This is a genomic window from Pseudazoarcus pumilus (assembly GCF_002872475.1).
Lineage (GTDB): Bacteria > Pseudomonadota > Gammaproteobacteria > Burkholderiales > Rhodocyclaceae > Pseudazoarcus > Pseudazoarcus pumilus.
In genome coordinates, this window is the sequence record NZ_CP025682.1 from 1821847 (window position 1) to 1844775 (window position 22929).

Sequence of the window (22929 nt, forward strand, 5' to 3'; positions counted from 1 at the left end):
TGGCCTGTTCACATCCTCAGGCGCTCGCGAATCCCGGTCATCTCCAGATAGCCGCGTCCGGCCTCGACACCGCCCTCGAACAGGCGCACCGCGCCTTCCCAGTAGATCGCGCCGGTCGAGGCGCGCGCGTCCAGTTCCTGATCGTCCATCAACGGCAAGAGCGACAGGCGCCGCTCGCCCACGCGCACGTCCCATTCGACGACATACTCCGCGTCGGTCCTGGGCGATCGCCAGCGGCGACGCGGCGTGAACTCGACCTCATCCGGCCCGAACGTTCGCACGCCACCATCCGGGCCGGCCAGCGTCGCCGCGCCCCACAGCGCATCGCCTTCGGCGTCGCGCATCTGGAAGGCCATCAGCGAACCGCCGTCGGCCAGATTGATGCCGATCCAGTCCCAGCCGCGCGCGCCCTCGGGCAGGATCTCGCTCGACCATTCATGGTCCAGCCAGGCCTGCCCGCGCACGCGCAGGGTCTCTCCGCGGATCGTCAGTTCGCCCGCCACGGCCAGTTGCGGACGGCTGTAGTAGTAGCTCGCATTGAGTGGATCGGGTGCCTTCTGGCTGTAACCGGAGCGCCCGTTGAGCACCGGCACACGATCCGGCACCAGGTCGAGGTCGAACGCGAAGTCCCCTGCGCTCACCGACGTGCGATAGCCGCCGTCTTCGCGTTCGAGCATCCAGTCGCCGACCCACGCCCGCGTATCGCCGTCCTCGGCACCGGCCAACGGCGCCAGCGCGCGCGCCGAGCGCTCGGCGTGCAGCAGTCGCCCCTCGTCCGCATCGGCCACGGCGGCATGCGCGAGCACCAGCTGGCGCGGCGCGAAATGGCTTGCACCGTCTTCATTGACGCGCGGGCGCACGCGAAAAAAGGTCACCTGAAAGCCTCGCTCGACGCCGCCCTCGTCTTCCAGCCAGCCGGTGGCGTACCACCACTCGGTGCGATAGGCCGGATGCGCGCCGAAATCGCGCGGGAACTCCATCGTCACGCCCGCGCGCACCGGCGGAAAGTCGGCCTGAGCAGCCAGCGCGGCGGCCATCAGCACGAGACATGCGAAGAGGCGCATCACCAGTCCTCCTTGACCGCCAGCACCGCATCACGGCGCATCGCGCGCGCGCCGGCCAGCCTTGCGGCGAGTGCCGCCAGCGCCACCAGCCCCAGCGCGAAGACTGCGATCATCGCCCAAGGCACGGCCGGATCCATGCTCCAGTGAAAGCTCTGGCGGTTGATCACGTAGATCAGGATGGCCGCGATCGCGAAGCCGCCCGCCACCCCCGACGTGACTCCGGCCAGCGCGGTGACCCCGCCCTCGATCGCCAGCAGACTGCCGATACGTCGGCGCTCCAGGCCGAGATGACGCAGCACGCCGAATTCGCGCGCACGCGCGAGCGACAGCGCGGCGAACGTGGTCACGATGCCGAACAGGCCGATGGCCACCGCCACGGCCTCCATCAGCCAGGTCACGAGAAACGTGCGGTCGAAGATCTCCAGGCTGGTCGCGCGGATGCTTGCCGGATCGGTCAGTTCCACCGGCGCTCCGTCGAACGCGTCGACAATCGCCGCACGCCCCTCCTCTGCCGCGACGCCGGGCGCGAACAGCACCCCCAGGTCGTTGGTCCGCTCATCGCCGGTGATGCGTCGCCATTCGTCGAGTTCGATGACGATCGCGCCGTGCTGACGCGCGTAGTCGCGCCACACGCCACCCACCGTGAATGTGTGCTCGGCTCCGGCCAGCGGCAGCGTCACGCGCTCGCCCGGCGCCACGCCGAGCAGATCGGCGGCCGCCTCAGACAGCCACGCCGCTGGCCCCTCGGCGTTCACCTGCTCGACCAGCGGCAGAGCCGCCCCGTCCTCGGCCGGACGCGCGATCAGCGTCATCGGAAGCCCGCCGTCGTCAGCACGCACCGTGTCGTAGCGCAGCGGGATCACGCTCGCCACCTGCACAAGGGAGGCAACTCGCCCGACCGCCGCCGACGGCAGAAAGCCGCTTTGTGCCGACGGAGACGCGCGCACGTAGACGTCCGCCGGCAGCACGCGGGTGAGCCAGTCGTCGAGCGACACCCGGAAGGAGCTCACCATCACCGCCATCGCCACCGCCAGCGCCACGCTCGCGACGACGCCGGCGCCGGCCACCACTGCCTGGCCGGGCGCGGCCGACAGGCGCACACGCGCAAGCCGCGCAACAATGCCCGACGACACCGACAACACGGCCGCGACACGCGCCACCACCGTCGGCAACACCAGCACCACCGAGGCGAGCATCAGTGCCACGGCCGCATAGCCGGCAATCGGCAGACCAGCCACGGGCGGCACGAAACATGCCGCCACGGCCAGCGCCGCACATAACGCCGCCGCCGCGCCGCGCGGACGTCCGCGATAGGCTTCGACCTCATCCCCGGCACGCAGCGCACGGGCCGGCGCGCGGCGCACGGCCTCGCGCGCCGGCAGCCAGGCGCCGAACGCACCGACCATGATCCCCAAGGCCAGATGAGCCGACGCCGGGAGCAGGCGGAAACTCACCTGCGGCTCGCTCGCGGAGAGCAAGCCTGCCCCCAGGTCGGCGCCGACCAGTGCGAAGGCCGCTCCGGCGAATCCATGCGCCAGGCCCACGCCGATCAGGCCTCCGACCAGACCCACCGCCGCGCCTTCGAGCACCAGGCCGCGCACCACTTCGCCACGCGTCATGCCGAGCGCGCGCAGGAACGCGAACAGCGCGCGCCGCCGCACAACCGCCAGCCACTGCGCCGAGAACACCAGAAAGCCGCCAGTCAGCAAGGCGATGGCGGCGAGCATGCTCATGTTGACGCGGTAGGCGCGCGACAATCTGGCAGCCTGATCCACACCCTCGTCCGGCGTGCGCAGTTCGACTCCGGCCGGCAGCGAGGGAGAAAGGCGCTCGCGCGCCGTGGCGACGCTCACCCCCGGCGTCAGGCGCAGATCCACGCGCGTGAGCATGCCGACGCGCCCGAATCCATCCTGCGCAGCGGCGATGTCGAGCACACCGAAAGCCTCGCCCTGCGCGGCTGCCGGCACACCACCCGAAACCGTGAAAGTGCGGCGATCGAGCCCCGACAGCACTTCCAGCGCATCGCCCGTCTCCAGCCCGAGTTCGGCGCGGGCAGCAGCCGACAGGAAGACGCGATGCGGCTCCAGGATCGCCAGCCGCCCCGTGCCCTCGTCGGAACCGGGCAGCAGGCGCGGCGTGGTACCGGCGACGCGGAACACGTCGATACCGTACAGGCGCAGGCTGCCCTCGCGCCCGACCAGGCGCGCCTCGATCTCCAGCACCGGGCTGGCCTCGGCGACCTCGGGCGCCTGCGCCAGCCGCACATACGCGGCCTCGTCGAATCCCCCACGCGGCCCCACCGCCTGCAGGTCCGACTCGCCGGCGAGCAGACGCATGCCGCGCCCGAACTCGTCCAGCGCGCTGGCATGGATGATGTTGACCGCCAGACCCAGAGCCACGCCCAACGCGATCGCGAGCACCGACAGCGCGGTGGCGAGCCGGCGCCGCGCGAGACTCGCGACGAACACGCGCAGTGCCACGCGCAGCTTCATCCCGCACCCACCAGACCGTCACGCGTGAGGCGCAGCACGCGGTCGGCACGGCTGGCCGCCTGCGCCGAGTGGGTCACGATCACGGCCACCGCGCCGGCCTCGCGCACACGTTCGCACAACAGATCGAGCACGCCGCCAGCCAACTCCGGATCGAGGTTGCCGGTCGGCTCATCGGCCAGCACCAGCCGCGGCGCATGCACCAGCGCGCGTGCGATCGCCACGCGCTGCAGCTCGCCGCCGGAGAGCGTGCGCGGCCAGTCGGCGGCACGCTCTGCCAGGCCTACGCCAGCGAGCATCGTGCGGGCGCTCGCATCCGCCGCGCGCTCCGATTGCCCCAGCAGCCACAGCGGCAATGCCACGTTCTGCGCCAGCGTCAGATGAGGCAGCACATGAAAGGCCTGAAAGACGAAACCGTATTTCTCGCGACGCAGGTGCGCGAATTCATCCTCGCCGAGCGTGGTCAGGTCGATGCCGTCGAGCCGCAGTCCGCCGCCATCGAGGGGCTCGAGTCCGGCGACGCAATTGAGCAGCGTCGATTTGCCCGAACCGGACTCACCGACGATGGCGACCACCTCACCCGGGGTCACGCGCAGGCAAACCCCTGCGAACAGGGGCCGACCGGCGACGTGGGACTTGGCGAGATCGAGGACTTCTAGCATGGCAGGGCAGACCGCGCGGGGTGCGATTGGTGCCCCGATGTTCGCACGGCGGCGCGCCACGGGGCTTCGCGTATACTCCGCGCCAGCCATGCCGGTCGATCACTACGAGAACTTTCCTGTTGCCTCCCTGCTGCTGCCGGCGCGCCTGCGCGAGCCGGTGGAGGCCATCTACGCGTTCGCGCGCGGGGCCGACGACGTGGCCGACGAGGGCGATGCCGATGCCGATACGCGACTGGCGGAACTGGCCGTGTATCACGCCGGCATCGACGCCATCGAATTTCGCATGCCTACCAACGACGACCAACTGCGGCCGATGTTCGAGCGCCTGGAGCGCAATGTGCGCGCTTTCGACCTGCCGCTGCAGCCCTTGCGCGATCTGGTCAGCGCCTTCGCGCAGGATGTGGTCAAGACGCGCTACGCCGATTTCGACGAGGTGCTCGACTACTGCCGTCGCTCGGCCAACCCGATCGGCCGACTGTTGCTGCACCTGTACGGGGTAAATGACGCGACTTCGCTGCGGCGCTCGGACGACATCTGCAGTGCGCTGCAACTGATCAACTTCTGGCAGGACGTGGCCATCGACATCGCCAAACCGCGCATCTATCTGCCGCAGGAGGATCTGGCGCGCTTCGGCGTGAGCGAGGACGATCTCGCTGCAGGCCGCGACAGCGAACAATGGCGCGCGCTGATGGGCTTTCAGGTGTCACGCGCACGCGAGATCATGCTGCGCGGCGCGCCGCTCGCGCGCAGCTTGCGCGGGCGCATCGGCTGGGAGCTGCGACTGGTCGTGGCCGGTGGCCTGCGCATCCTCGAGCGCATCGAGGCCGTGCACTACGACGTTTTCCGCCACCGCCCGACACTGGGCAAGCGCGACTGGCCGCTGCTCGCCTGGCGCGCCCTGACACGGATGCCGGCATGAACCCGCACGAGTACTGCCGTCGTCGCACCGCAGCGAGCGGTTCGAGCTTCTACTACGGCTTTCTGTGCCTGAGTGCGCCGCGACGCCGCGCGATCATGGCGTTGTACGCATTCTGTCGCGAAGTGGACGACATCGTCGATGAAAGCAACGACAAGGACACGGCCCGAGCCGCACTGGACGAATGGCGCGCGGAACTCGACCGGGTCTACGCGGGCACGCCGCAACACCCGGTGGGTCGGGCGCTGGCCGATGTCGTCGACGCATTCGACCTGCCGCAGGAACAGTTGCTGGAAATCGTCGACGGCATGGAGATGGACCTCGACCAGCACCGCTACGCCGACTTCAACGCGCTGCGTCTGTACTGCTACCGCGTCGCCAGCGTCGTCGGCCTGCTCTCGGCCGAGATCTTCGGCTATCGCGAACGCGCCACGCTGCGCTACGCGAGCGACCTGGGGCTGGCCTTCCAGCTCACCAACATCATCCGCGACGTTGGCGACGACGCGCGCCGCGGTCGCATCTATGTGCCGCTCGACGAACTGGCGCGCTTCGGCGTGTCCGAGGACGACATCCTGGCCGGCCGTCACACCCCCGCTTTCACCGCGCTGATGACCTTCCAGTGCGAGCGGGCGCGCGAGACCTATGTGCGCGCACTCGCCGAATTGCCGGCCACGGATCGTCGCGCCCAGCGCCCGGGCCTGATCATGGCGGCGATCTACCGCCGTCTGCTCGACGAAATCGAGGCCGGCGGGTATCACGTGCTTGGCACCCCGCCGCGTCTGCCCACGCGCATCAAGCTAAGCGTTGCCGTTGGGGCGTGGTGGCATGGCTGATACACCGCAGCGTGTAGCGATCATCGGCGGCGGCTACGCGGGCCTCGCCTGCGCGGTGGACCTGACGCGCGGCGGCGCGCAGGTAACACTGTTCGAACGCTCGCATACGCTCGGCGGGCGCGCACGCGTGGTGGTCAAGGACGGCCATCGCGTCGACAACGGGCAACACATCCTGATCGGCGCCTATACCGAACTGGCACGTCTGATGCGTGCCGTCGGCCAGTCGCCCAAGACGCTCGAACGCCGCCCGCTGACGCTGGTCACACCGGGCACGCTGGCGTTGCGCGCGGCGCGCCTGCCCGCGCCGCTGCATCTGGCCTTCGGCCTGCTGTTCGCGAAGGGGCTGTCATGGGCCGATCGCGACGCGATGCGGGGCCTGATGCGTCACCTGAAGAAGTACGGCGATCGCATCGGCGCGCACGCCACGGTCGCCGCCCTGCTGCACGATACCGCCCAGACCCCGCGGGTGATCGAGCTGATCTGGGCGCCGCTGTGCGTGGCCGCGCTGAACACGCCGATCGAGCGCGCCAGCGCACGCGTATTCGCCAACGTGTTGCGCGACAGCCTGATGGGCACGGCCGCCGATTCCGAGTTGCTGATCCCGCGCACCGACCTGACCGAGCTGTTTCCGGTGCAGGCCGCGCGGTATCTCGCCACGCGCCGCGGACGGCTCGACACCGGCACGACCATCGCCGGCATTACGCGCGACGAGCGTGGTCTCGCATTGACCGGGGATTCCTTGCCGAGCCGGCGCTACGATCACGTCGTGATCGCCACCGCGCCCTATCACGCCGGCACGCTGCTGCGCTCGGCTGGCTGCGACACCCTCGCGGATCAGGTCGATGCCTTCGAGCACGAACCCATCGTCACCGTGTATCTGGCCTTCGACGAGAGCGTGCGCCTGCCCGAGCCGATGATCGGGCTCACCGGCGCTCCGGCACAGTGGGCCTTCGACCGCGGCGCGCTGGGCGGCGAGGCGGGGCTGCTGGCCTGCGTGATCAGCGCGCATGGCCCGCATGAAGCCTTGTCGCGGGAAGCGCTCGAAGCACAGGTGCGCGAACAGCTCGCGGCGACGCTGGGGCGCACGCTGCCAGACCCGCTGTGGTCGATGACCATCACCGAAAAGCGCGCGACCATCGCCTGCACGCCAGGGCTGACCCGCCCCGGCATCGCCACGCCCGTACCCGGACTGTGGCTGGCCGGCGACTACGTGGACTCGCCCTATCCGGCCACGCTCGAATCCGCGGTACGCTCGGGCAGTGCGGTGGCCCGCGCGATCCTCGCCACGCCCCGCGACGGAGAAACCCGATGAACCTCAAAACGAGCGTGACCCTCGCGCAGACCGACCGCTACCGCTTCGAGATCGATTTCGGCGAAGCGATCGTCCCGCTCGGTGTCGACGAACCCCCCCCGATCGGCGATGGAGAAGGTCCGGCGCCCGAACAGCTGCTCGCCGCGAGCGTGGGCTATTGTCTCGCGGCCAGCCTGTTCTTCGCGCTCACCAAGTATCGCCAGGACGGTGGCGGCATCAGGGCCAGCGCCGAATGCACGGTGGAGCGCAACGAGGCCGGTCGGCTGCGCATCACCGCGATCGACGTCGAGTTGCGTCTCGCCGCCGATGTGGCGACCCTGCACCAGGCGCATCTGGAGCGCGCGCTTACCCAGTTCGAGAACTTCTGTACCGTCTCCGAGAGCGTCAAGAGCGGAATTCCGGTCAAGGTTTCGGTCAGCGACTGCAGCGGCATTCCGCTCAATCCGGCCTGAGGTGCGCCGGCGTCACGATGCCGCGGCGTAGTACAGACCCTCGGATGAGCCCCGAGCGGGCGCAAGCAGCTCGGCCAGCGTCACCGCATCCAGACTCGCGAGAAACGCCTGGAGCGCATTCTTCAGCGCGAGCTTGAGCTTGCAGCCGGAAGCGAGCACGCAGACGGACGGGTCGGAGAAACACCGCACCAAGTCCAGATTGCGCTCCATGCACCGCACGACTTCGCCGACCGTGATCGCCGCGGCGTCGCGCCCCAGCCGCAGCCCGCCACCCTTGCCCCGCGTTCCGATCACGAAGCCTTCGCGCACCAGATGATTGACGACTTTCATCAGGTGGCTGCGCGAGATATCGAAGTACGCCGACATTTCCGAGATCGTGACGCGACGGTCGGTGTTGTCGCCAAGATGGATGAGAACGCGCAGGGCGTAGTCCGTGTGCTGGGTCAGTTGCATCGTGAAATCCGGGTTTGGCAGCGCCGATTATGGCGAACGACAGCATGATCGGAGGCGACCGGGATTGGTTCCCCGCGGCCGGCAATCGAAACAAAAGATTCCTTTTATTTGCCTCTTTAAAACATGCAGATTATAGTCATCTTCAATATGGCCTCACAGCAAGGCTGGTGGCGGCGCAGAACGCTGTCACGCCAAACCTCCCGGGGTCGTGCCGACAGATGAAAGCCGGGCCGCACGACAGACGGCCCCCGCGCCCTGCGCATGCATGCCCGCAAACGGTCTTGCGTTCCTCCGCCACTTTCTTTTCCGAACCGGGTGACTCATGCAAAAACTGTACGAAATCATCAGGAAGCTAGGCCTTGTCGTGCTGCTGCTGATGCTGGTCTCGATCGCATACGCCGGCTTCATGTCGATCACCTACTGGCACGGCATCGGCGTCTGATGCCGGTCGCGCACACATGAATAGGCCCAGCCATGAATAAACGACAAGCCCGCATCTTCGCCCTGGCGTCGACCGCCATCTCGGCGTTGATCTTTCTGATCCTGACGGTCGACAGCCACCGCCAGTTTCCGACCCTGACCAATGCCGAGACCATCACGCCGCAGGTCACGAGCGGCAAGGACGTGTGGCACAAGTACAACTGCATCAACTGTCACACCCTGTTCGGCGAAGGTGCCTACTACGCGCCGGACCTGACCAAGATCACGCAGCATCGCGGCGAGGCCTACCTCAAGGCCTTCATTCGCGACCCTGCGAACTTCTACGACGAACAGAAGCATCGCCGGCTGATGCCCAAGCAGGACTTGAGCGATCAGGAAATCGATGACCTCATCGCCTTCCTCGACTGGGTGAGCAAGGTCGACAACCAGGACTGGCCACCGCGCCCGATCCTGGTCACTGGCGGTGGCACGATCACGCCGACCGGTGAGCGCTCGGCACCGGCCAGCGTTACCGCCGACGCCTCCGACAACCCGATCGCGCTCGGCAGGCTGCTGTTCGGAACCGCCACCCCGTCCTGTAGCGCATGCCATTCGACCTCGCCGGGCGTCGAACTGGCCGGACCGAGCATGGCGGGTCTGGCCGCACGGACGGAGGAAACGCTCGCATCGCCGGACTACGACGGCGAGGCGACCGACGTCGAGGGCTACATCCGCGAGTCCATCCTCGCTCCCAGCGCACATCTGGTGCCAGGCGAGCGCTTTTCGGCGGACGGCGTCTCGTTCATGCCCAACACCTACCGCGACAGTCTCACTGACGAGCAGACGGATCAGCTCGTGGCCTACCTGATGTCGTTGAAATGACCGCGCCCGGTACGCAGGCATTCAACGCGAAGTCGATGGAGAACGGTAATGCGATATAAATCCCAGTCGGTGGCCTATTGGTATTTCGCGGTGGCGATGGCGCTGTTCGGGCTGCAGATGGTCTTCGGCCTGCTTTCGGCGGCGAAGTATCTCGGGCCGGATCCCTTGCTCTACATCCTGCCGTTCGACGTCACCAAGGTCATCCACACCAACCTGCTCATCGTGTGGGTACTCACCGGCTTCATGGGTGCGACCTACTGGATCGTGCCGGAGGAGTCGCGCGCCGAGCTGCACAGCGTGAAACTCGCCTTCATCCAGCTGATCCTGTGGGTGGTCATGGGCGTCACCGCGATCGTCGGTTATCTGTTCCGCTACGGCACCGGCAACAAGCTGCTCGAACAGCCTCTGCCACACAAGATCGTCATCGTCATCTGCATGCTGATCTTCCTCTACAACATCGGCATGACCATCAAGAAGTCCGGCCGCTTCACCACCACCGAGGGCGTGCTGGTGCTCGGACTGGTCAGTTCCGCCGTGCTGTTCCTCCCCGCGCTGCTGCACTATGAGAACTACACCGTGTCGATCTACTACCGCTGGTGGACCATCCACCTGTGGGTCGAAGGCGTGTGGATGATGATCATGGGTTCGTTCCTCGCCTACCTGCTGATCCGCCTGTCCGGCGCAGACCGCGAGGTCATGGAGAAGTGGCTGTACGTCATCGTCGGTCTGGTGTTCATCGCCGGCATTCTGGGCACCGCGCACCACTACTACTGGGTCGGCGTGCCGACCTACTGGCTGCCCATCGGCGGGCTGTTCAGCGCGCTCGAACCGGCCGCGCTCGTCGGCATGGCCATCTATGCCTATGGCGCGATCCGCCGCTCGGGGCTTGCGCATCCGAATGCACTGGCACTGCACTGGGCGGTGGGAAGCGCCGTGTTCACGCTGTTCGGCGCTGGCCTGCTGGGCTTGGCCCACACCTGGCCGGACATCAACAAATGGACTCACGGCACGCTGATCACCGCCATGCACGGGCACGCGGCCTTCTACGGCGCCTACGTGATGATCGTGCTGGCGATGATCACCTATGCCCTGCCCTACATGACGAAGGGCCGACCGGAAGCGGGCAGCAGCATCGGCTACTGGGCCTTCTGGATGCAGCTTGCGGGCATGTTCGGCATGACGCTCTCGTTCGCAACGGCAGGCATCGGGCAGGTCTATCTGGAGCGCGTGATGGGCATGGGCTATCTCGATGCGCAGCTCAAGATCCAGGTGCATTTCCTGATGCTCATCGCCACCGCATCGGTGTTCGTCACCGGCGTGGGTCTGTTCATCTACGACTTCTTCCGCTATCCGCCGCGCCTCGAGGCGACTTCCGAGACGGAATCGCCCGCGCTGGACGAGCACGCTGCCGGTAGCGGCGCGAAATAAGGAGTCCCGCGAGAATGGGTGGACCCGATCAGTATGCGCAGCGCCACCTCGACGCCGAGGCGCCCTACTACCTCGCGTCCGGCAACGAGGTGACGATCTTCGAGCAGGCCCACCAGCGCAAGCTGGCGGTGATGCTCAAGGGCCCCACCGGCTGCGGCAAGACGCGCTTCGTAGAGCACATGGCGTGGAAGCTGGGGCGCCCGCTGGTGACCGTGCCTTGTCACGAGGACCTCACCGCCAGCGATCTGATCGGCCGCTTCCTGATCCGCAACGACGACACCGTCTGGCAGGACGGCCCGCTCACGCGCGCCGTGCGCGAAGGCGCCATCTGCTATCTGGACGAAGTCGTGGAGGCGCGACAGGACACCATCGTGGTGCTGCACTCGCTGACCGATTACCGTCGCTTCCTGCCCGTCGACAAGACCGGCGAGACACTCACGGCCGCGCCCGGCTTTCAGCTCGTGATCTCCTACAATCCAGGCTACCAGCGCATGATGAAGGATCTCAAGCCGAGCACCCGGCAGCGCTTCGTCGCGATGGATCTGGACTTCCCGTCCGAGGAACACGAAGCCCAGATCGTCCATCGCGAAAGCGGTGCCGACCCTGCGACCGCCCACGCGCTGGTGGCGCTCGCCGGGCGGCTGCGCGGCCTGCGCGATCACGGACTGGCCGAAGTGCCCAGCACGCGCTTGCTCGTCGCCACGGCAAGCCTGATCGCCGGCGGCATCCCGGCGCGCGAAGCGTGCTACGCCGCAGTCGTGTCGCCGCTGTCCGACGACGCCACCCTGGTGGACGCGATGCGCGACATCGTCGATGCGACCTTCGTGTAGGGCTCATGGCGGAAGCCGAAGACGTCATCACCGATGTCGCCCGTCACGCCACGATCTTCGCGCGTGACCTGTGGCGTCGTCACCGCCCGCCTCCGCCCGGGCCCGCACTCGTCACCCTTGCCGACGTCGCCCCGCGCCTCGATCTGATCGTCACCGCCTTGTTTGCGACCCGTTTCCCGTTGCGGGTCGCCCAGCCTCCGCCTCGTCAGACCCTGTTGTCCCGGATGTTTCGCCGCGAATTGCAGCCCGTCCAGCGTGCTGCCGTGCCGAGTACCGACGGCAACAGCATCTGGCTTCCGCGCGACGCCGGCACGCCTGACATCGCACAGGCATCGGCCTGGTATCGCGTCATCGTCCTGCAGCAGGCCATGCGCGCCACACGCGGCAGTGCCGCACTGATCGACTCCCGCCTTCCTCCCGTGCAGCGCGATGTGTTCCTGATCCTGGAGGCACTGGCCGCGGATGAAGCCCTGCTGGAGATGTTGCCGGGCATCGCCGACGCACTGAATCATGCGCGCCGCCACGCGTTCGCCACGCGCCCGCCAATCGACGCCTTCCATGAGACGCGCAGGCCGCTGGAGCGCTTTCTGCGCCATGCGCTCTCTGCGCAATGCGGCGCTCTCCGCCGCGATCTGCCGATGCCTCAGTCGCCTGCGGCGGCGCTGGAGATCGCGGCCGAGGTCGCGAAACGCCTCTCGCCCGACGCCGCAAACCCCAATGCGCTGGGTGCCTCGCCATTGCTCAAGGACCACTGGACCGGCGATTTCCGGCAGGCGTCCGCGGCCCCCATCTCCGCCCTCGAAACCGCGGCGGAAGAGGACGATACGGAGCCGCACAGCGCTCCCAGAAGCAGCCGCCTCGACCGGCGACCTGAGATTCGCGAGCCGGAAGACGACGAGGACGACGACCAGACACCCGGTCCGTGGATGGTGCAGCCTGACCACCCGCACGAACACGCCGAAGACCCGATGGGTCTGCAGCGCCCGCTCGACCGAGATGAAGACACCAGCGCTGCGGAGTTCGGCGAACTGCTGTCCGAACTGCCCAACGCGCGCCTGGTGTCGACGCCGGGACGGGCCAGGGAGATCCTGCTCTCCGACGACCCACCCGAGGCCCGCGCGCGCGCTGCCCCCAAGGCACACATCGAGCATAAGTCGGGCATCTCCTACCCGGAATGGGATTACCGCGCGGCAGCCTATCGCTCGCCGGGTGCGACCGTATGGCCGCTGCCTGCGCAGTCGGGGCCTCAGCAGTGGGTGGACGGCACGCTGGCCGACTATCGGTCCATGCTCGGTGACATCCGCCGGCGCTTCGAGATGCTGCGCGCCGAACCGGTGGTGCTGCGCCGGCGCCTGGACGGCGACGAGATCGACCTCGAGGCCTATCTCGAGAATCATGCGGACTATCGCGCCGGACTGCCTCGCAGCGACGCGCTCTACCAGACCCGCCGCCCGGCCCGGCGCAGCATGGCGATCATGCTGCTGATCGACGTCAGCGGCTCGACCGACGGCTGGATCGCCGGCAACCGTCGCATCATCGACGTCGAACGCGAAGCCCTGCTGCTCGTGTCCATCGCGCTCGACGGCCTGGCCGAGCCCTTCGCGATCCAGGCCTTCTCCGGCGAAGGCCCCGGCACCGTCACCGTGCGCGAACTCAAGAGCTTCGACGAGCCCTACGGCAACGACGTTGCGCTACGCATCGGCGCGCTCGAACCCGAGCACTACACCCGCGCCGGTGCCGCGCTTCGCCACGCCACGGCCGCGCTGATGCGACAGCCCGCGGAACATCGGCTGCTGTTGCTGCTCTCCGACGGCAAACCCAACGACAACGACGAGTACGAGGGCCGCTACGGCGTCGAAGACATGCGCCAAGCCGTCACCGAAGCCACGCTGCAGGGCATCTACCCGTTCTGCCTGACCATCGACCGTCAGGCCGCGAACTATCTGCCGCGCGTCTTTGGCGCGCATCGCTACGGGCTGCTGCCCGAACCGCGGCTGCTGCCAACGGTGTTGCTGGAATGGATGAAACGGCTGCTGCAGCACTGAGGCGAGCGCCGGCGTTTTTGCGTCGCGAGAGTCCTTGCCCGTTCGCCCTGCCGACACACACCGGAGATCACAGCGCCTATCATCGGAACACGCCCCATCGAACAAGGAGGAACAATGACTGAAAAGGCACAGAACCCCGAAGACCTCGCCCGCCTGTTCATCGAACGCGCCAACGCCGGCGATGTGGAAGGACTGGTCGCGCTGTACGAAGCAGACGCCGTGCTCGCCGTCGGCGAGCCGGTGGCCAGCGGGCACGAGGAGATTCGCGCCTTCTATACCCGCATCCTCGCCAAGAAACGCGAATTCCCGCCGGTCGACCAGATGAAGCCCATCGTCCATGGCGATCTGGCAATGACCACTTCGCGCCAGCCCAACGGCAACATCTCTACCGAGATCGCTCGCCGCCAGGACGACGGCAGCTGGCTGTGGAAGCTCGACCAGCTCAAGATCGAGCCGCTCAAGCCGGACGCTTGATGCGGCTCCGCCAGTAGCCGGGTCTGCGCGAATGGTGGGCGAAGGCGACAACGATGCGAGCATCGACCCGATCGAACACGACTACGTCGTAGGGAAAGTGTTGCAGCACCATGCGCCTGACGCCGCGGGTTCCAGCCTTGCCCGGCACGGGCGAAAGCGGTACGGCATCAAGTTCGATGCGCCTCAGTGCGTCGTCGAGGGCGGCGGCGAAGCGAAGCCCGAGCCCCGGACATTCTTGTTCGTACCACGTGACGGCCTCCTCGGCTTCACTTGCCGCGGCCTCAATGATGCGCAGAACGCGCATCATGCGCCCCCGGATGAATTCCGCAACCTGCGCGCAAACTCGTCGCGGTCGATCGATTCGGCCCGGCCGGCCTCGATCTCGTCGAGACGCGCGCAGATTTCGTCATCCCAGGCGTCGGAGACACCATGCTCGGCTGGAGCATCGAGACTGCATACGAGCTCGAGCGCGAGTGCGGCGCGCTCAGCCTCGGAGAGTGCAAGCGCTTCGGATCGCACGCGTTGAAGGGATTCGTTGATCATGGCGCCTCCATGACTGTTCCGCATTTCCGGCAAGTGTACGCCCGATTCGACCAGACGATGATCAAGTGCCCGCGACCATTTCGGGTACATCCTCGCTCAACCGCCCCGCCGCCATGCGCAGTACGCGGCCGCAGCGCGCGGCCAGTGCCTCGTCGTGGGTCACCAGCACCAGCGTGGTACCGACCTCGCGGTTGAGTTCGAAGATCAGGTCGATGACGGCCGCGCCGGTTGCCGCGTCGAGGTTGCCGGTGGGCTCGTCGGCAAGCAGCAGGCGCGGATTCGGCGCGAAGGCGCGGGCCAGCGCGACACGCTGCTGCTCGCCCCCGGACAGATGCTTGGGGTAATGACGACGACGCGCGGACAGCCCGACGCGATCGAGCCAGCGTTCGGCCACGGCCTGCGGGTCATTGGCGCCGCTCAGCTCGAGCGGCAGCATGACGTTTTCGAGGGCATTGAGCGCCGGCAGCAACTGAAAGGACTGGAACACGAAACCGATCGCCCCGGCGCGCAATTCTGCGCGCGCGTCCTCGTCCAGGTCGAAGATCTCGGCATCGTCGATCCTGACCGAGCCGGCGCTGGGAACATCCAGGCCCGCGAGCAATCCGAGCAGCGTGGATTTTCCGGAACCGGACGCGCCGACGATGGCCACCGATTCGCCGCGACCGACGGAAAACGCAATATCGTCCAGAATGCGCAGTACGCCATCGCCGTCGGCGACCGGCACGTGCTTGGCGAGCCCCCGCACTTCCACCAACGGAGAACCCATTTCGATGCTGCTTCGATCCATCGCGACCATCCTGTTCCTTGTGCTGGCCGGCGCCACGCAGGCGGCGACCATCCTCGTTTGGGGCGACTCGCTGTCGGCCGGTTACCAGCTCAAGCGTGAAGAAGCCTGGCCGGTGCTGTTGCAGACGCGGCTGGCGGAGAAAGGGTTCCCGCACGAAGTCGTCAACGCCAGCGTCAGCGGCGAGACCACCTCGGGCGGGCGCACCCGGCTGCCCGACGCCCTGGCGCAGCACAAGCCCGATCTGATGATTCTGGAACTGGGCGCCAACGACGGTCTGCGCGGCCTGCCCGCCCGAATCGCCGCCGACAACCTCGACGCGATGATAACAGCGGCCCGTAACAGCGGCGCCGACGTGCTGCTGGTGGGCATGCGCATGCCGCCCAACTACGGCCCGGCCTATACGCGCCAGTTCGCCGCGGTCTTCCGCGATCTGGCCGAAAAGCACGACATCGGCCTCGTGCCCTTCCTGCTCGACGGCTTTGCCGACGACCCGAAGTATTTCCTTTCCGACGGCATCCACCCGACCGCCGAGGCGCAGCACCGCATCCTGGATACCGTGTGGGAGAAGCTCAAGCCGATGCTCGGGGATTGAAACGCCGGAGAGGCGCCGTCAATCGCCCCAGCTTTCGATCTGCAGGCCGGGCACGCGCTCGAATTCGCGCAGGTTTCGGGTAACGAGAATGTGGTCGAGTGAGCGTGCGTGCGCAGCGATCCATAAGTCATTGGCGCCGATCACCCGCCCCTCCCGCTCCAGATCGTTGCGAATTTCGGCGTAATGTCGATCCGCTGCCTCGTCGAGCGCCAGCACTTCGACATGCTCCAGCAGTTGTTCGACGCGGCCCGTCAAGGTCGGCGAGCCCCGTCGCGCCGCGCCGTAACGCAATTCCCCGGCCACCACGATGCTGGTACAGATGGCCCCATCGTCGAGCGCCGCGATGCGTTGCGTCACCGGCCCCTGCGGATCGCGGATCAGTTCGGACAGGATGTTGGTGTCGAGAAGATAGCGGGATGCAGCCATCAGAACACGTCCTCGACGGGCGGCGGGTGGTCGGCCACCTCCGGCAGGGCTTCATCCATCGGCGCCCAGCCGGCCAGCAATCCCAGGAGCCCCACGCGCGGGGGCGCCGGCTCGATGATCAGCCGATCGCCTTCCTTGCGCATGATCGCTTCAGTGCCCTCCATCTCGAACTCGCGCGGAATGCGCACGGCCTGATTGCGACCATTGCGAAACAGCGAAACATGGCGTTGTTGCGTCATTCGATTCTCCGAATATCTTGGCATATGCCACAACATATGCCTGACAACGACGGTCGTCAAGGCCCAACCACCTGCCCCCGTTCCCTCCTGTGCGACAATCCGCCGTCCACGCCCCGTCAGTAAGTTCATGAAGAAAACCACTGCCACCGTCGCCGATCTGGGCAGCTTCGACGACGTCATCGACGCGCGCAGTCCGTCGGAGTTCGTCGAGGACCGCATTCCGGGCGCGCTCTCGTGCCCGGTACTCGACGACGATCAGCGCGCCATCGTCGGCACCATCTACAAGCAGCAATCGTCATTCGAAGCCAAGCGCATCGGCGCGGCGATGGTGGCGGAAAACATCGCCCGGCACCTCAGGGAGCAATTCCAGGACAAGCCGCGCGACTGGCGTCCGCTGGTCTATTGCTGGCGTGGCGGGCAGCGCAGCGGCGCCTTCGTGACCTGGCTGCGCATGGTGGGATGGGACGCCTGCCAGCTCGAAGGCGGCTACAAGAACTGGCGTCGGCATGTCATCGCCGAACTCGAGCGTATCCCGCTGACACTGTCCCTGCGCATCGTCTCGGGGCCCACCGGCAGCGCCAAGACGCGCGTGCTCGAGGCTCTCGCGCAACTCGGCGAACAGGTGCTGGATCTCGAGGATCTGGCTGCGCACAAGGGCTCGGTGCTCGGCGCCCTGCCCGACCGCAAACAGCCAACGCAGAAACTGTTCGAGACCCAGCTCTACCGCACGCTGGCCGGCTTCGACGCGGCTCGTCCGGTGTATGTCGAGGCCGAGAGCCGCAAGATCGGCCGCATCCACCTGCCCGAGGCGATGATTCGCGCGATGCGCGCCGCGCCCTGCGTCGCCATCGAGGCCACGCGCGAAGCGCGGCTGGACTTCCTCGTGCGCGACTACGCCTACCTGGGCGACGATGTCGCGCTGCTGCAGTCACGCATCGACTGCCTGCACGGACTGCAGAGCAACGAGACCATCGAGCGCTGGAAGGCGCTGGCCGCCGAACACGCGCTGCCCGAACTCTTCGCCGAACTCGTGGACCTGCACTACGACCCGCTCTACCGCCGCTCGCAGAATCACAACTACGTGCATTTCGCCGACGCGCGCCGCATAGAGACCGACGACCTCGGCCCGCAGGGCATCGCGGCCGTGGCGCGGCAGATCGTCGCGGATTCCTGAAGCGCAGCAGCTACGGCAACCGCGGCAGTTCCGGCTCGCCCTCGCCGCGGCGTAGCGCGCAGATGCGCTGCACCATCGCCGGCCTCGGCTCCATGATCTCGCCCTGTTCGAACGCGAGCACCGCAAAGCTGCCCGCAACGCGCTGCAGCAACTCGTCCGTGGCGAGCAGGAAGTCCGGGTTGGACGGCTTGCCGAAGCGCTCGTTGCCGCGCATGAAGGTCTCGTAGATCAGCAGACCGCCTGGCGCAACGCATTCGAGCAGTTCCGCGAAACGCAGGCGATACAGGTAGTTAACGACCACGACCGCATCGAAGCGCCGCCCCGCATACGGCCACGCGCCAGCCTCGAGATCGGCCTGCACCGCACGTGCGCCGACCACACCGACCAGTTGCGCCAGCGCAGACGCATCGCGGTCGACCGCCTCCACCGCACAGCCTCGCGCCGCGAACAACCGCGTCTGCCGTCCGCCGCCGCAGGCGACGTCAAGTACGCTCGCACCGGCCGGCACCAGTGGCGCGAAGCGTGCGACCCAGGCGGACGGCTGGACCTGCTCGACATGATTCATCGATCGACGCCTCCGATGCACAGCGACTTCATCTCCAGGTATTCCTCGATGCCGGCGCGCGCGCCCTCGCGGCCGAATCCGGACTGCTTGATTCCGCCGAACGGGAACACCGCGCTCGAAAACACCCCGGTGTTGGCCGACACGATGCCGAACTCCAGCGCCTCGGCCACGCGGAACACGCGACCCACGTCACGCGTGAAAAAATAGGCGGCCAGTCCGTACTCGGTATCGTTGGCCATGCGCAGTACCTCCTCCTCGGACTCGAAGCGGAACAGCGGCGCCACCGGGCCGAAGGTCTCCTCGCGGGCCACGCGCATCGCCGGTGTCACGCCGGTCAGCACGGTGGGCTCGAAGAAGGTGCCGCCGCGTGCATGGCGCGCGCCGCCGAGGATGGCCCTGGCGCCATGGGCGAGCGCATCCGACACGTGCGATTCGACTTTCTCGACAGCCGCGTCATCGATCAGCGGGCCGATGTGCACGCCGTCCTCGAAACCGGCGCCGATCCTGAGCTTGCCCACCGCCTCGGCAAGTCGATGCGCAAATTCGTCATAGACGCCCGCCTGCACGTAGAGGCGGTTGGCGCACACGCAGGTCTGGCCGGTATTGCGAAACTTGGACGAGATCGCGCCCTTGACCGCCTGGTCGAGATCGGCGTCGTCGAAGACGATGAAGGGCGCGTTGCCGCCCAGTTCCATCGACAGCTTCTTGAGCGTCGGCGCGCACTGTTCCATCAGCAGGCGACCGACCTCGGTCGAGCCGGTAAACGAGAGCTTGCGCACCACGGGGCTGGCCGTGAGTACGCCGCCGATGGTGGGCGCGTCGCCCGTGACGACGTTGAACACGCCCTTGGGGAAGCCCGCACGCTCGGCCAGCACGGCCAGCGCCAGCGCCGACAGCGGTGTCTGCTCGGCCGGCTTGACCACCACCGTGCAGCCGGCGGCCAGTGCCGGTGCGACCTTGCGCGTGATCATCGCGGCCGGGAAATTCCAGGGCGTGATCGCCGCGCACACACCGACCGCCTGGCGCAGCACCAGCAGCCGGCGGTCGGCCGCCGGCGTGGGAATGATCTCGCCCTCGATGCGGCGCGCCTCCTCGGCGAACCACTCGACGAAGGACGCGGCATAGACGATCTCGCCACGCGCCTCGAACAGTGGCTTGCCCTGCTCGGCGGTCATGATCGCGGCCAGATCGTCGGCCGCTTCGAGGATCAGGCGGTTCCACTCGCGCAGGATCGCGGCACGCTCGCCGGCCAGCTTGGCGCGCCACGCGGGCAGCGCTGCCGCGGCCGCGTCGATGGCGCGTTCGGTCTCGGCGCGGCCGAGATCGGGCACGCGGCCGATGCGCTCGCGCGTGGCCGGATCGAGTACGTCGAAGCTCGCGCCCGAGTCGGCTGCGATCCACTCGCCGTCGACGAAAGCCTGTTCGCGGAAGAAGTCGGACTGGGTCACGTCTTTCATGGTGCTCCTCGAATCTTTGCCGAAACGTTACGGGTGCTTCATTCTAGCGTTCGCATCACCGTCCCATCGTCTATGATCGGATTTGCCGCAGCGCACAAATCGCTGGCAGGATGATCCCCGAATGAACGAGACCCACTACCTCGCCCCGTTGTTCCAGCCCCGTTCGGTGGTCGTCGTCGGCCCCTGCGGCGATCCCGGCTCGATCGCCCGCATCGCCGCGCGCAACCTCGTGGCGGCCGGCTTTCGCGGCCCGTTCGCGGTGGTCGCACCGGATGCCGCGGGCGTCGAGGGCATCGACTGCGTGCGCTCGCTCGCCGATCTCTCCGTTTCGGCGGAACTCGCGCTGTTAGGCGCACCGGTCGAGGACGTTCCCGACCTGCTCGCCGGGTGCGCCGCCGCCGGCGTGCGCGTCGCCATCCTGCCGGCGGGCTTCACGACACCGCCGTCCGAACGCAGCCAGGCGGCGCGCGTACTGCGCGAAGCGGCGCGGCGCCACGGCATCCGCCTGCTCGGGCCCAACGCGCTGGGCGTAATCCGCCCGGACATCGGCTTGAACGCGAGCATCGCACACACCACGCCAATGAAGGGCTCGGTGGGTCTGCTGTCGCAATCGGGCGCGCTCGCCACCTCGGTGATCGACTGGGCACGGCCGCACGGCGTGGGCTTCTCGACGGTGGTCACGGTGGGCGCGAGCCTGGACATCGACTTCGGCGATGCGCTCGACTATCTGGTGTCCGACCCGCGTACCGAAAGCATCTTCCTGTACATCGAGCGCATCCGCGATGCGCGCCGCTTCATGACTGCGCTGCGCGCTGCGGCGCGCATGAAACCGGTGCTGCTGCTCAAGGCCGGCCGGCACCCGGACGTCGCCCAGGCGATCCATGCACGCGTGGGCACGCCGCCGGGCAGCGACGCCGCCTTCGACGCGGCCGTGCGCCGCTGCGGCGTGGTTCGCCTGTACAACATCGGCCAGCTCTTCGCCGCGGCCGGCGCCCTGTTCTCGGATTTCCGACCGCGCGGCAACCGCCTGGCCATCGTCACCAATGGCGGTGGCCTGGGCTTCATGGCAGCCGACCGCGCGGCCGACCTGGGCATTCCGCTGACCGAGTTCAGCGAGATCACCGCCAACCGGCTATCCAAGCTGCTTGGCGATCGCTGGAACGGCGGAAATCCGGTCGACCTGGGACGCATCGCCGACGCCGACACCTACCGGGAAGCGCTGCAAGCCGTACTCGAAGGGCCTCACGTCGACGGCGTGCTGGTGCTGCTCTCGCCGCAGGCAACGACCCGGCCGAGCGAGGTAGCGCGCGCCATCGTCGATCTCGCGCGCGCAGCCGACAAGCCGCTGGTGACCTGCTGGATCGGCGAGGAACATGTCGGCGAGGCGCGACACCTGTTCGACGAGGCGCGCATTCCCACCTTCCGCACGCCGGAGCCTGCGGTCGAGCTGTTCAGTCACATCTCGGCCTACTTCCGCAACCAGAAGCTGCTGATGCAGGTACCCGGGCCACTGCCGCATCTGGACAAACCGAACGTCGCTGCGGCGAGCGCCGCGATCGACGCCGCGCTCGCCGAAGGGCGCGACGCGCTCACCGAGACCGAATCCAAGACCTGTCTGGCCGCCTTCGGCATTCCCGTGGCGACCAGCCGTGTCGCCGCAGACGAGGATGCGGCCGAGCGCATCGCCGCCGAGATCGGCCTGCCGGTGGCGATGAAGGTCGATTCGGCCGACCTCGTATCCAAGAGCGACGCCGGTGGCGTACGCCTGGGCGTGGCCAGCCTCGAGGCGGTGCGCAACGCATATCGCGGCATTCTCGAAGCCGTGACCGGCAGCCGCCCCGACGCAACGGTGCGCGGTGTGGCGATCGAGCCCATGGTGGTACGCGGCAACGGCCGCGAACTGGCCCTGAGTGCGCGCACCGACGCGGTCTTCGGCCCGTTGCTGAGTCTGGGCGCGGGCCGGCGCCGCGGTGGCGGCGCGCGCGCCCACGCCTTGCCGCCGCTCAACGACTTTCTGGCGCGCGACCTGATGCACTCGGCCGCGGTCGCACCGCTGCTCGCCGCCACCGAAACACGCCCGGCCGCCGACCGCGACGCACTCGAGGACGTGTTGCTGCGTGTCTCCGCGATACTTTGCGAACTGCCCGAAATCCGCGCGCTCGACATCGACCCGCTGCTGGTCGACGAGAATGGTGCGATCGCGCTCGACGCACGCATCACGGTCGCAGCGGCGCCGCCCAGTGCCGGCCGCTACGAACATATGGCGATCCACCCCTACCCGTCGCACCTGGTCGCCGAATGGGCACTGGCCGACGGCACGCGCGTGACACTGCGCCCGATCCGCCCCGAGGACGCCACGCTCACCACCGAGTTCGTGCGCAGCCTGTCGGCCGAGACGCGCTACCAGCGCTTCATGAACACCATGCGCGAACTCTCGCCGGCGATGGTCATCCGTCTGACGCAGATCGACTACGACCGCGAAATGGCCTTCGTCGCCACCGTCATCGACAACGGCCGCGAACGCCAGATCGGCGTATGCCGCTACGCCGCCAACCCCGACGGCAAAACCTGCGAATTCGCCGTCGTCGTCGCCGACGCCTGGCAACACCGCGGCATCGCCCGCAAGCTCATGACCCGCCTCATCGACACCGCCGCGCAACGCGGCTACGCACGCATGGAAGGCGTCTTCCTCGCCAGCAACGAACGCATGCTGCACTTCGTCGAGAAACTCGGTTTCGAACTGCACACCGACCCCGACGACCCGTCGATCAAGCTGGGCACGCTGGCACTGACGGCATGATTCATCACATTAGCCGGACGCGTTCGTGCGCTTTGTTTCACATGCCGAAGGCAACCAAGGGCGGATTCGTCAAGCGATGAACCGAG

Annotated in this window: 23 protein-coding genes; 12 read left to right on the top strand and 11 right to left on the bottom strand. The window is 67.6% G+C overall.

Annotation, left to right across the window (positions count from 1 at the left end; translation table 11 throughout):
- Positions 1–8 precede the first annotated feature (8 nt).
- Genes C0099_RS08765 through C0099_RS08775 form a run of 3 tightly spaced genes read right to left on the bottom strand, consistent with a single transcriptional unit; the run spans position 9 to position 4215 of the window.
- Positions 9–1064 carry a lipocalin-like domain-containing protein gene (locus C0099_RS08765; protein ID WP_102247085.1) on the bottom strand — a complete coding sequence of 352 codons (1056 nt, stop codon included), beginning with the start codon at positions 1062–1064 and terminating at the stop codon, positions 9–11.
- Positions 1064–3556, bottom strand: a complete 2493-nt coding sequence (locus tag C0099_RS08770) for an ABC transporter permease (RefSeq protein WP_102247086.1) — start codon at positions 3554–3556, stop codon at positions 1064–1066. Before C0099_RS08770 ends, C0099_RS08765 begins: the two co-directional genes overlap by 1 nt.
- Positions 3553–4215, bottom strand: a complete 663-nt coding sequence (locus tag C0099_RS08775) for an ABC transporter ATP-binding protein (protein WP_102247087.1) — start codon at positions 4213–4215, stop codon at positions 3553–3555. Before C0099_RS08775 ends, C0099_RS08770 begins: the two co-directional genes overlap by 4 nt.
- An 88-nt stretch (positions 4216–4303) precedes the next feature.
- Between C0099_RS08775 and hpnC the strand changes: the two genes are divergently transcribed.
- Genes hpnC through C0099_RS08795 form a run of 4 tightly spaced genes read left to right on the top strand, consistent with a single transcriptional unit; the run spans position 4304 to position 7728 of the window.
- Positions 4304–5134, top strand: coding sequence for a squalene synthase HpnC (gene hpnC / locus C0099_RS08780; RefSeq protein ID WP_102247088.1), 831 nt, complete (start codon positions 4304–4306; stop codon positions 5132–5134).
- Entirely contained in the window at positions 5131–5964 is an 834-nt protein-coding gene (gene hpnD, locus C0099_RS08785; RefSeq protein ID WP_102247089.1) for a presqualene diphosphate synthase HpnD, read from the top strand. Before hpnC ends, hpnD begins: the two co-directional genes overlap by 4 nt.
- Positions 5957–7276 (top strand): hydroxysqualene dehydroxylase HpnE, encoded by a 1320-nt coding sequence (gene hpnE, locus C0099_RS08790; RefSeq protein WP_102247090.1) that lies wholly within the window; start codon positions 5957–5959, stop codon positions 7274–7276. The genes hpnD and hpnE overlap by 8 nt, the downstream gene beginning before the upstream one ends.
- Positions 7273–7728 carry an OsmC family protein gene (locus C0099_RS08795; RefSeq protein WP_102247091.1) on the top strand — a complete coding sequence of 152 codons (456 nt, stop codon included), beginning with the start codon at positions 7273–7275 and terminating at the stop codon, positions 7726–7728. The genes hpnE and C0099_RS08795 overlap by 4 nt, the downstream gene beginning before the upstream one ends.
- Positions 7729–7740: 12 nt before the next feature.
- Here the strand turns inward: C0099_RS08795 and C0099_RS08800 are convergent, their stop codons facing one another.
- Positions 7741–8181 (bottom strand): RrF2 family transcriptional regulator, encoded by a 441-nt coding sequence (locus tag C0099_RS08800; protein WP_102247092.1) that lies wholly within the window; start codon positions 8179–8181, stop codon positions 7741–7743.
- A 474-nt stretch (positions 8182–8655) separates the two neighbouring features.
- Here C0099_RS08800 and C0099_RS08805 point away from each other — a divergent pair, with 474 nt between their 5' ends.
- From C0099_RS08805 to C0099_RS08825, 5 genes are all read left to right on the top strand, one after another.
- A complete protein-coding gene (locus tag C0099_RS08805) occupies positions 8656–9483 on the top strand; it encodes a c-type cytochrome (protein ID WP_102247093.1) in 828 nt (275 codons plus the stop codon).
- Between the two features lie 48 nt (positions 9484–9531).
- Positions 9532–10911 carry a cbb3-type cytochrome c oxidase subunit I gene (locus C0099_RS08810; RefSeq protein ID WP_102247094.1) on the top strand — a complete coding sequence of 460 codons (1380 nt, stop codon included), beginning with the start codon at positions 9532–9534 and terminating at the stop codon, positions 10909–10911.
- A gap of 14 nt (positions 10912–10925) precedes the next feature.
- Positions 10926–11741 carry a CbbQ/NirQ/NorQ/GpvN family protein gene (locus C0099_RS08815; RefSeq protein ID WP_102247095.1) on the top strand — a complete coding sequence of 272 codons (816 nt, stop codon included), beginning with the start codon at positions 10926–10928 and terminating at the stop codon, positions 11739–11741.
- A 5-nt stretch (positions 11742–11746) separates the two neighbouring features.
- Entirely contained in the window at positions 11747–13786 is a 2040-nt protein-coding gene (locus C0099_RS08820; RefSeq protein ID WP_102247096.1) for a nitric oxide reductase activation protein NorD, read from the top strand.
- 114 nt (positions 13787–13900) lie between these two features.
- Entirely contained in the window at positions 13901–14260 is a 360-nt protein-coding gene (locus C0099_RS08825; protein WP_102247097.1) for a YybH family protein, read from the top strand.
- Here C0099_RS08825 and C0099_RS08830 read toward each other — a convergent pair.
- The 3 genes from C0099_RS08830 to C0099_RS08840 form a co-directional block, all read right to left on the bottom strand.
- Positions 14244–14567, bottom strand: coding sequence for a type II toxin-antitoxin system RelE/ParE family toxin (locus C0099_RS08830; protein ID WP_199797587.1), 324 nt, complete (start codon positions 14565–14567; stop codon positions 14244–14246). The two genes, C0099_RS08825 and C0099_RS08830, sit on opposite strands and share 17 nt — an antisense overlap.
- Positions 14564–14803, bottom strand: a complete 240-nt coding sequence (locus C0099_RS08835) for an addiction module protein (protein WP_102247098.1) — start codon at positions 14801–14803, stop codon at positions 14564–14566. Before C0099_RS08835 ends, C0099_RS08830 begins: the two co-directional genes overlap by 4 nt.
- Positions 14804–14864: 61 nt before the next feature.
- The gene (locus C0099_RS08840) at positions 14865–15590 is read right to left on the bottom strand and encodes an ABC transporter ATP-binding protein (RefSeq protein WP_102247099.1); all 726 of its coding nucleotides are present in this window, start codon (positions 15588–15590) and stop codon (positions 14865–14867) included.
- Here C0099_RS08840 and C0099_RS08845 point away from each other — a divergent pair.
- On the top strand, positions 15574–16182 hold the full coding sequence (locus C0099_RS08845; RefSeq protein WP_102247100.1) for an arylesterase: 609 nt from the start codon (positions 15574–15576) through the stop codon (positions 16180–16182). The genes C0099_RS08840 and C0099_RS08845 overlap by 17 nt on opposite strands.
- An 18-nt stretch (positions 16183–16200) precedes the next feature.
- On the opposite strand, the gene C0099_RS08850 is transcribed toward C0099_RS08845, so the two are convergent.
- The gene (locus tag C0099_RS08850) at positions 16201–16608 is read right to left on the bottom strand and encodes a type II toxin-antitoxin system VapC family toxin (protein ID WP_102247101.1); all 408 of its coding nucleotides are present in this window, start codon (positions 16606–16608) and stop codon (positions 16201–16203) included.
- Positions 16608–16847 (bottom strand): antitoxin, encoded by a 240-nt coding sequence (locus tag C0099_RS08855; RefSeq protein WP_102247102.1) that lies wholly within the window; start codon positions 16845–16847, stop codon positions 16608–16610. The genes C0099_RS08850 and C0099_RS08855 overlap by 1 nt, the downstream gene beginning before the upstream one ends.
- Before the next feature lie 127 nt (positions 16848–16974).
- Here C0099_RS08855 and mnmH point away from each other — a divergent pair, with 127 nt between their 5' ends.
- Entirely contained in the window at positions 16975–18021 is a 1047-nt protein-coding gene (gene mnmH, locus C0099_RS08860) for a tRNA 2-selenouridine(34) synthase MnmH (RefSeq protein ID WP_102247103.1), read from the top strand.
- A 10-nt stretch (positions 18022–18031) separates the two neighbouring features.
- On the opposite strand, the gene C0099_RS08865 is transcribed toward mnmH, so the two are convergent.
- Positions 18032–18586: a class I SAM-dependent methyltransferase gene (locus C0099_RS08865; protein WP_102247104.1), complete on the bottom strand. Its 555-nt coding sequence runs from the start codon at positions 18584–18586 to the stop codon at positions 18032–18034.
- Positions 18583–20043 carry an NAD-dependent succinate-semialdehyde dehydrogenase gene (locus C0099_RS08870; RefSeq protein WP_102247105.1) on the bottom strand — a complete coding sequence of 487 codons (1461 nt, stop codon included), beginning with the start codon at positions 20041–20043 and terminating at the stop codon, positions 18583–18585. The genes C0099_RS08865 and C0099_RS08870 overlap by 4 nt, the downstream gene beginning before the upstream one ends.
- A gap of 121 nt (positions 20044–20164) precedes the next feature.
- On the opposite strand from C0099_RS08870, the gene C0099_RS08875 reads away from it, so the two are divergent.
- On the top strand, positions 20165–22843 hold the full coding sequence (locus tag C0099_RS08875) for a bifunctional acetate--CoA ligase family protein/GNAT family N-acetyltransferase (protein ID WP_102247106.1): 2679 nt from the start codon (positions 20165–20167) through the stop codon (positions 22841–22843).
- Positions 22844–22929 lie beyond the last annotated feature (86 nt).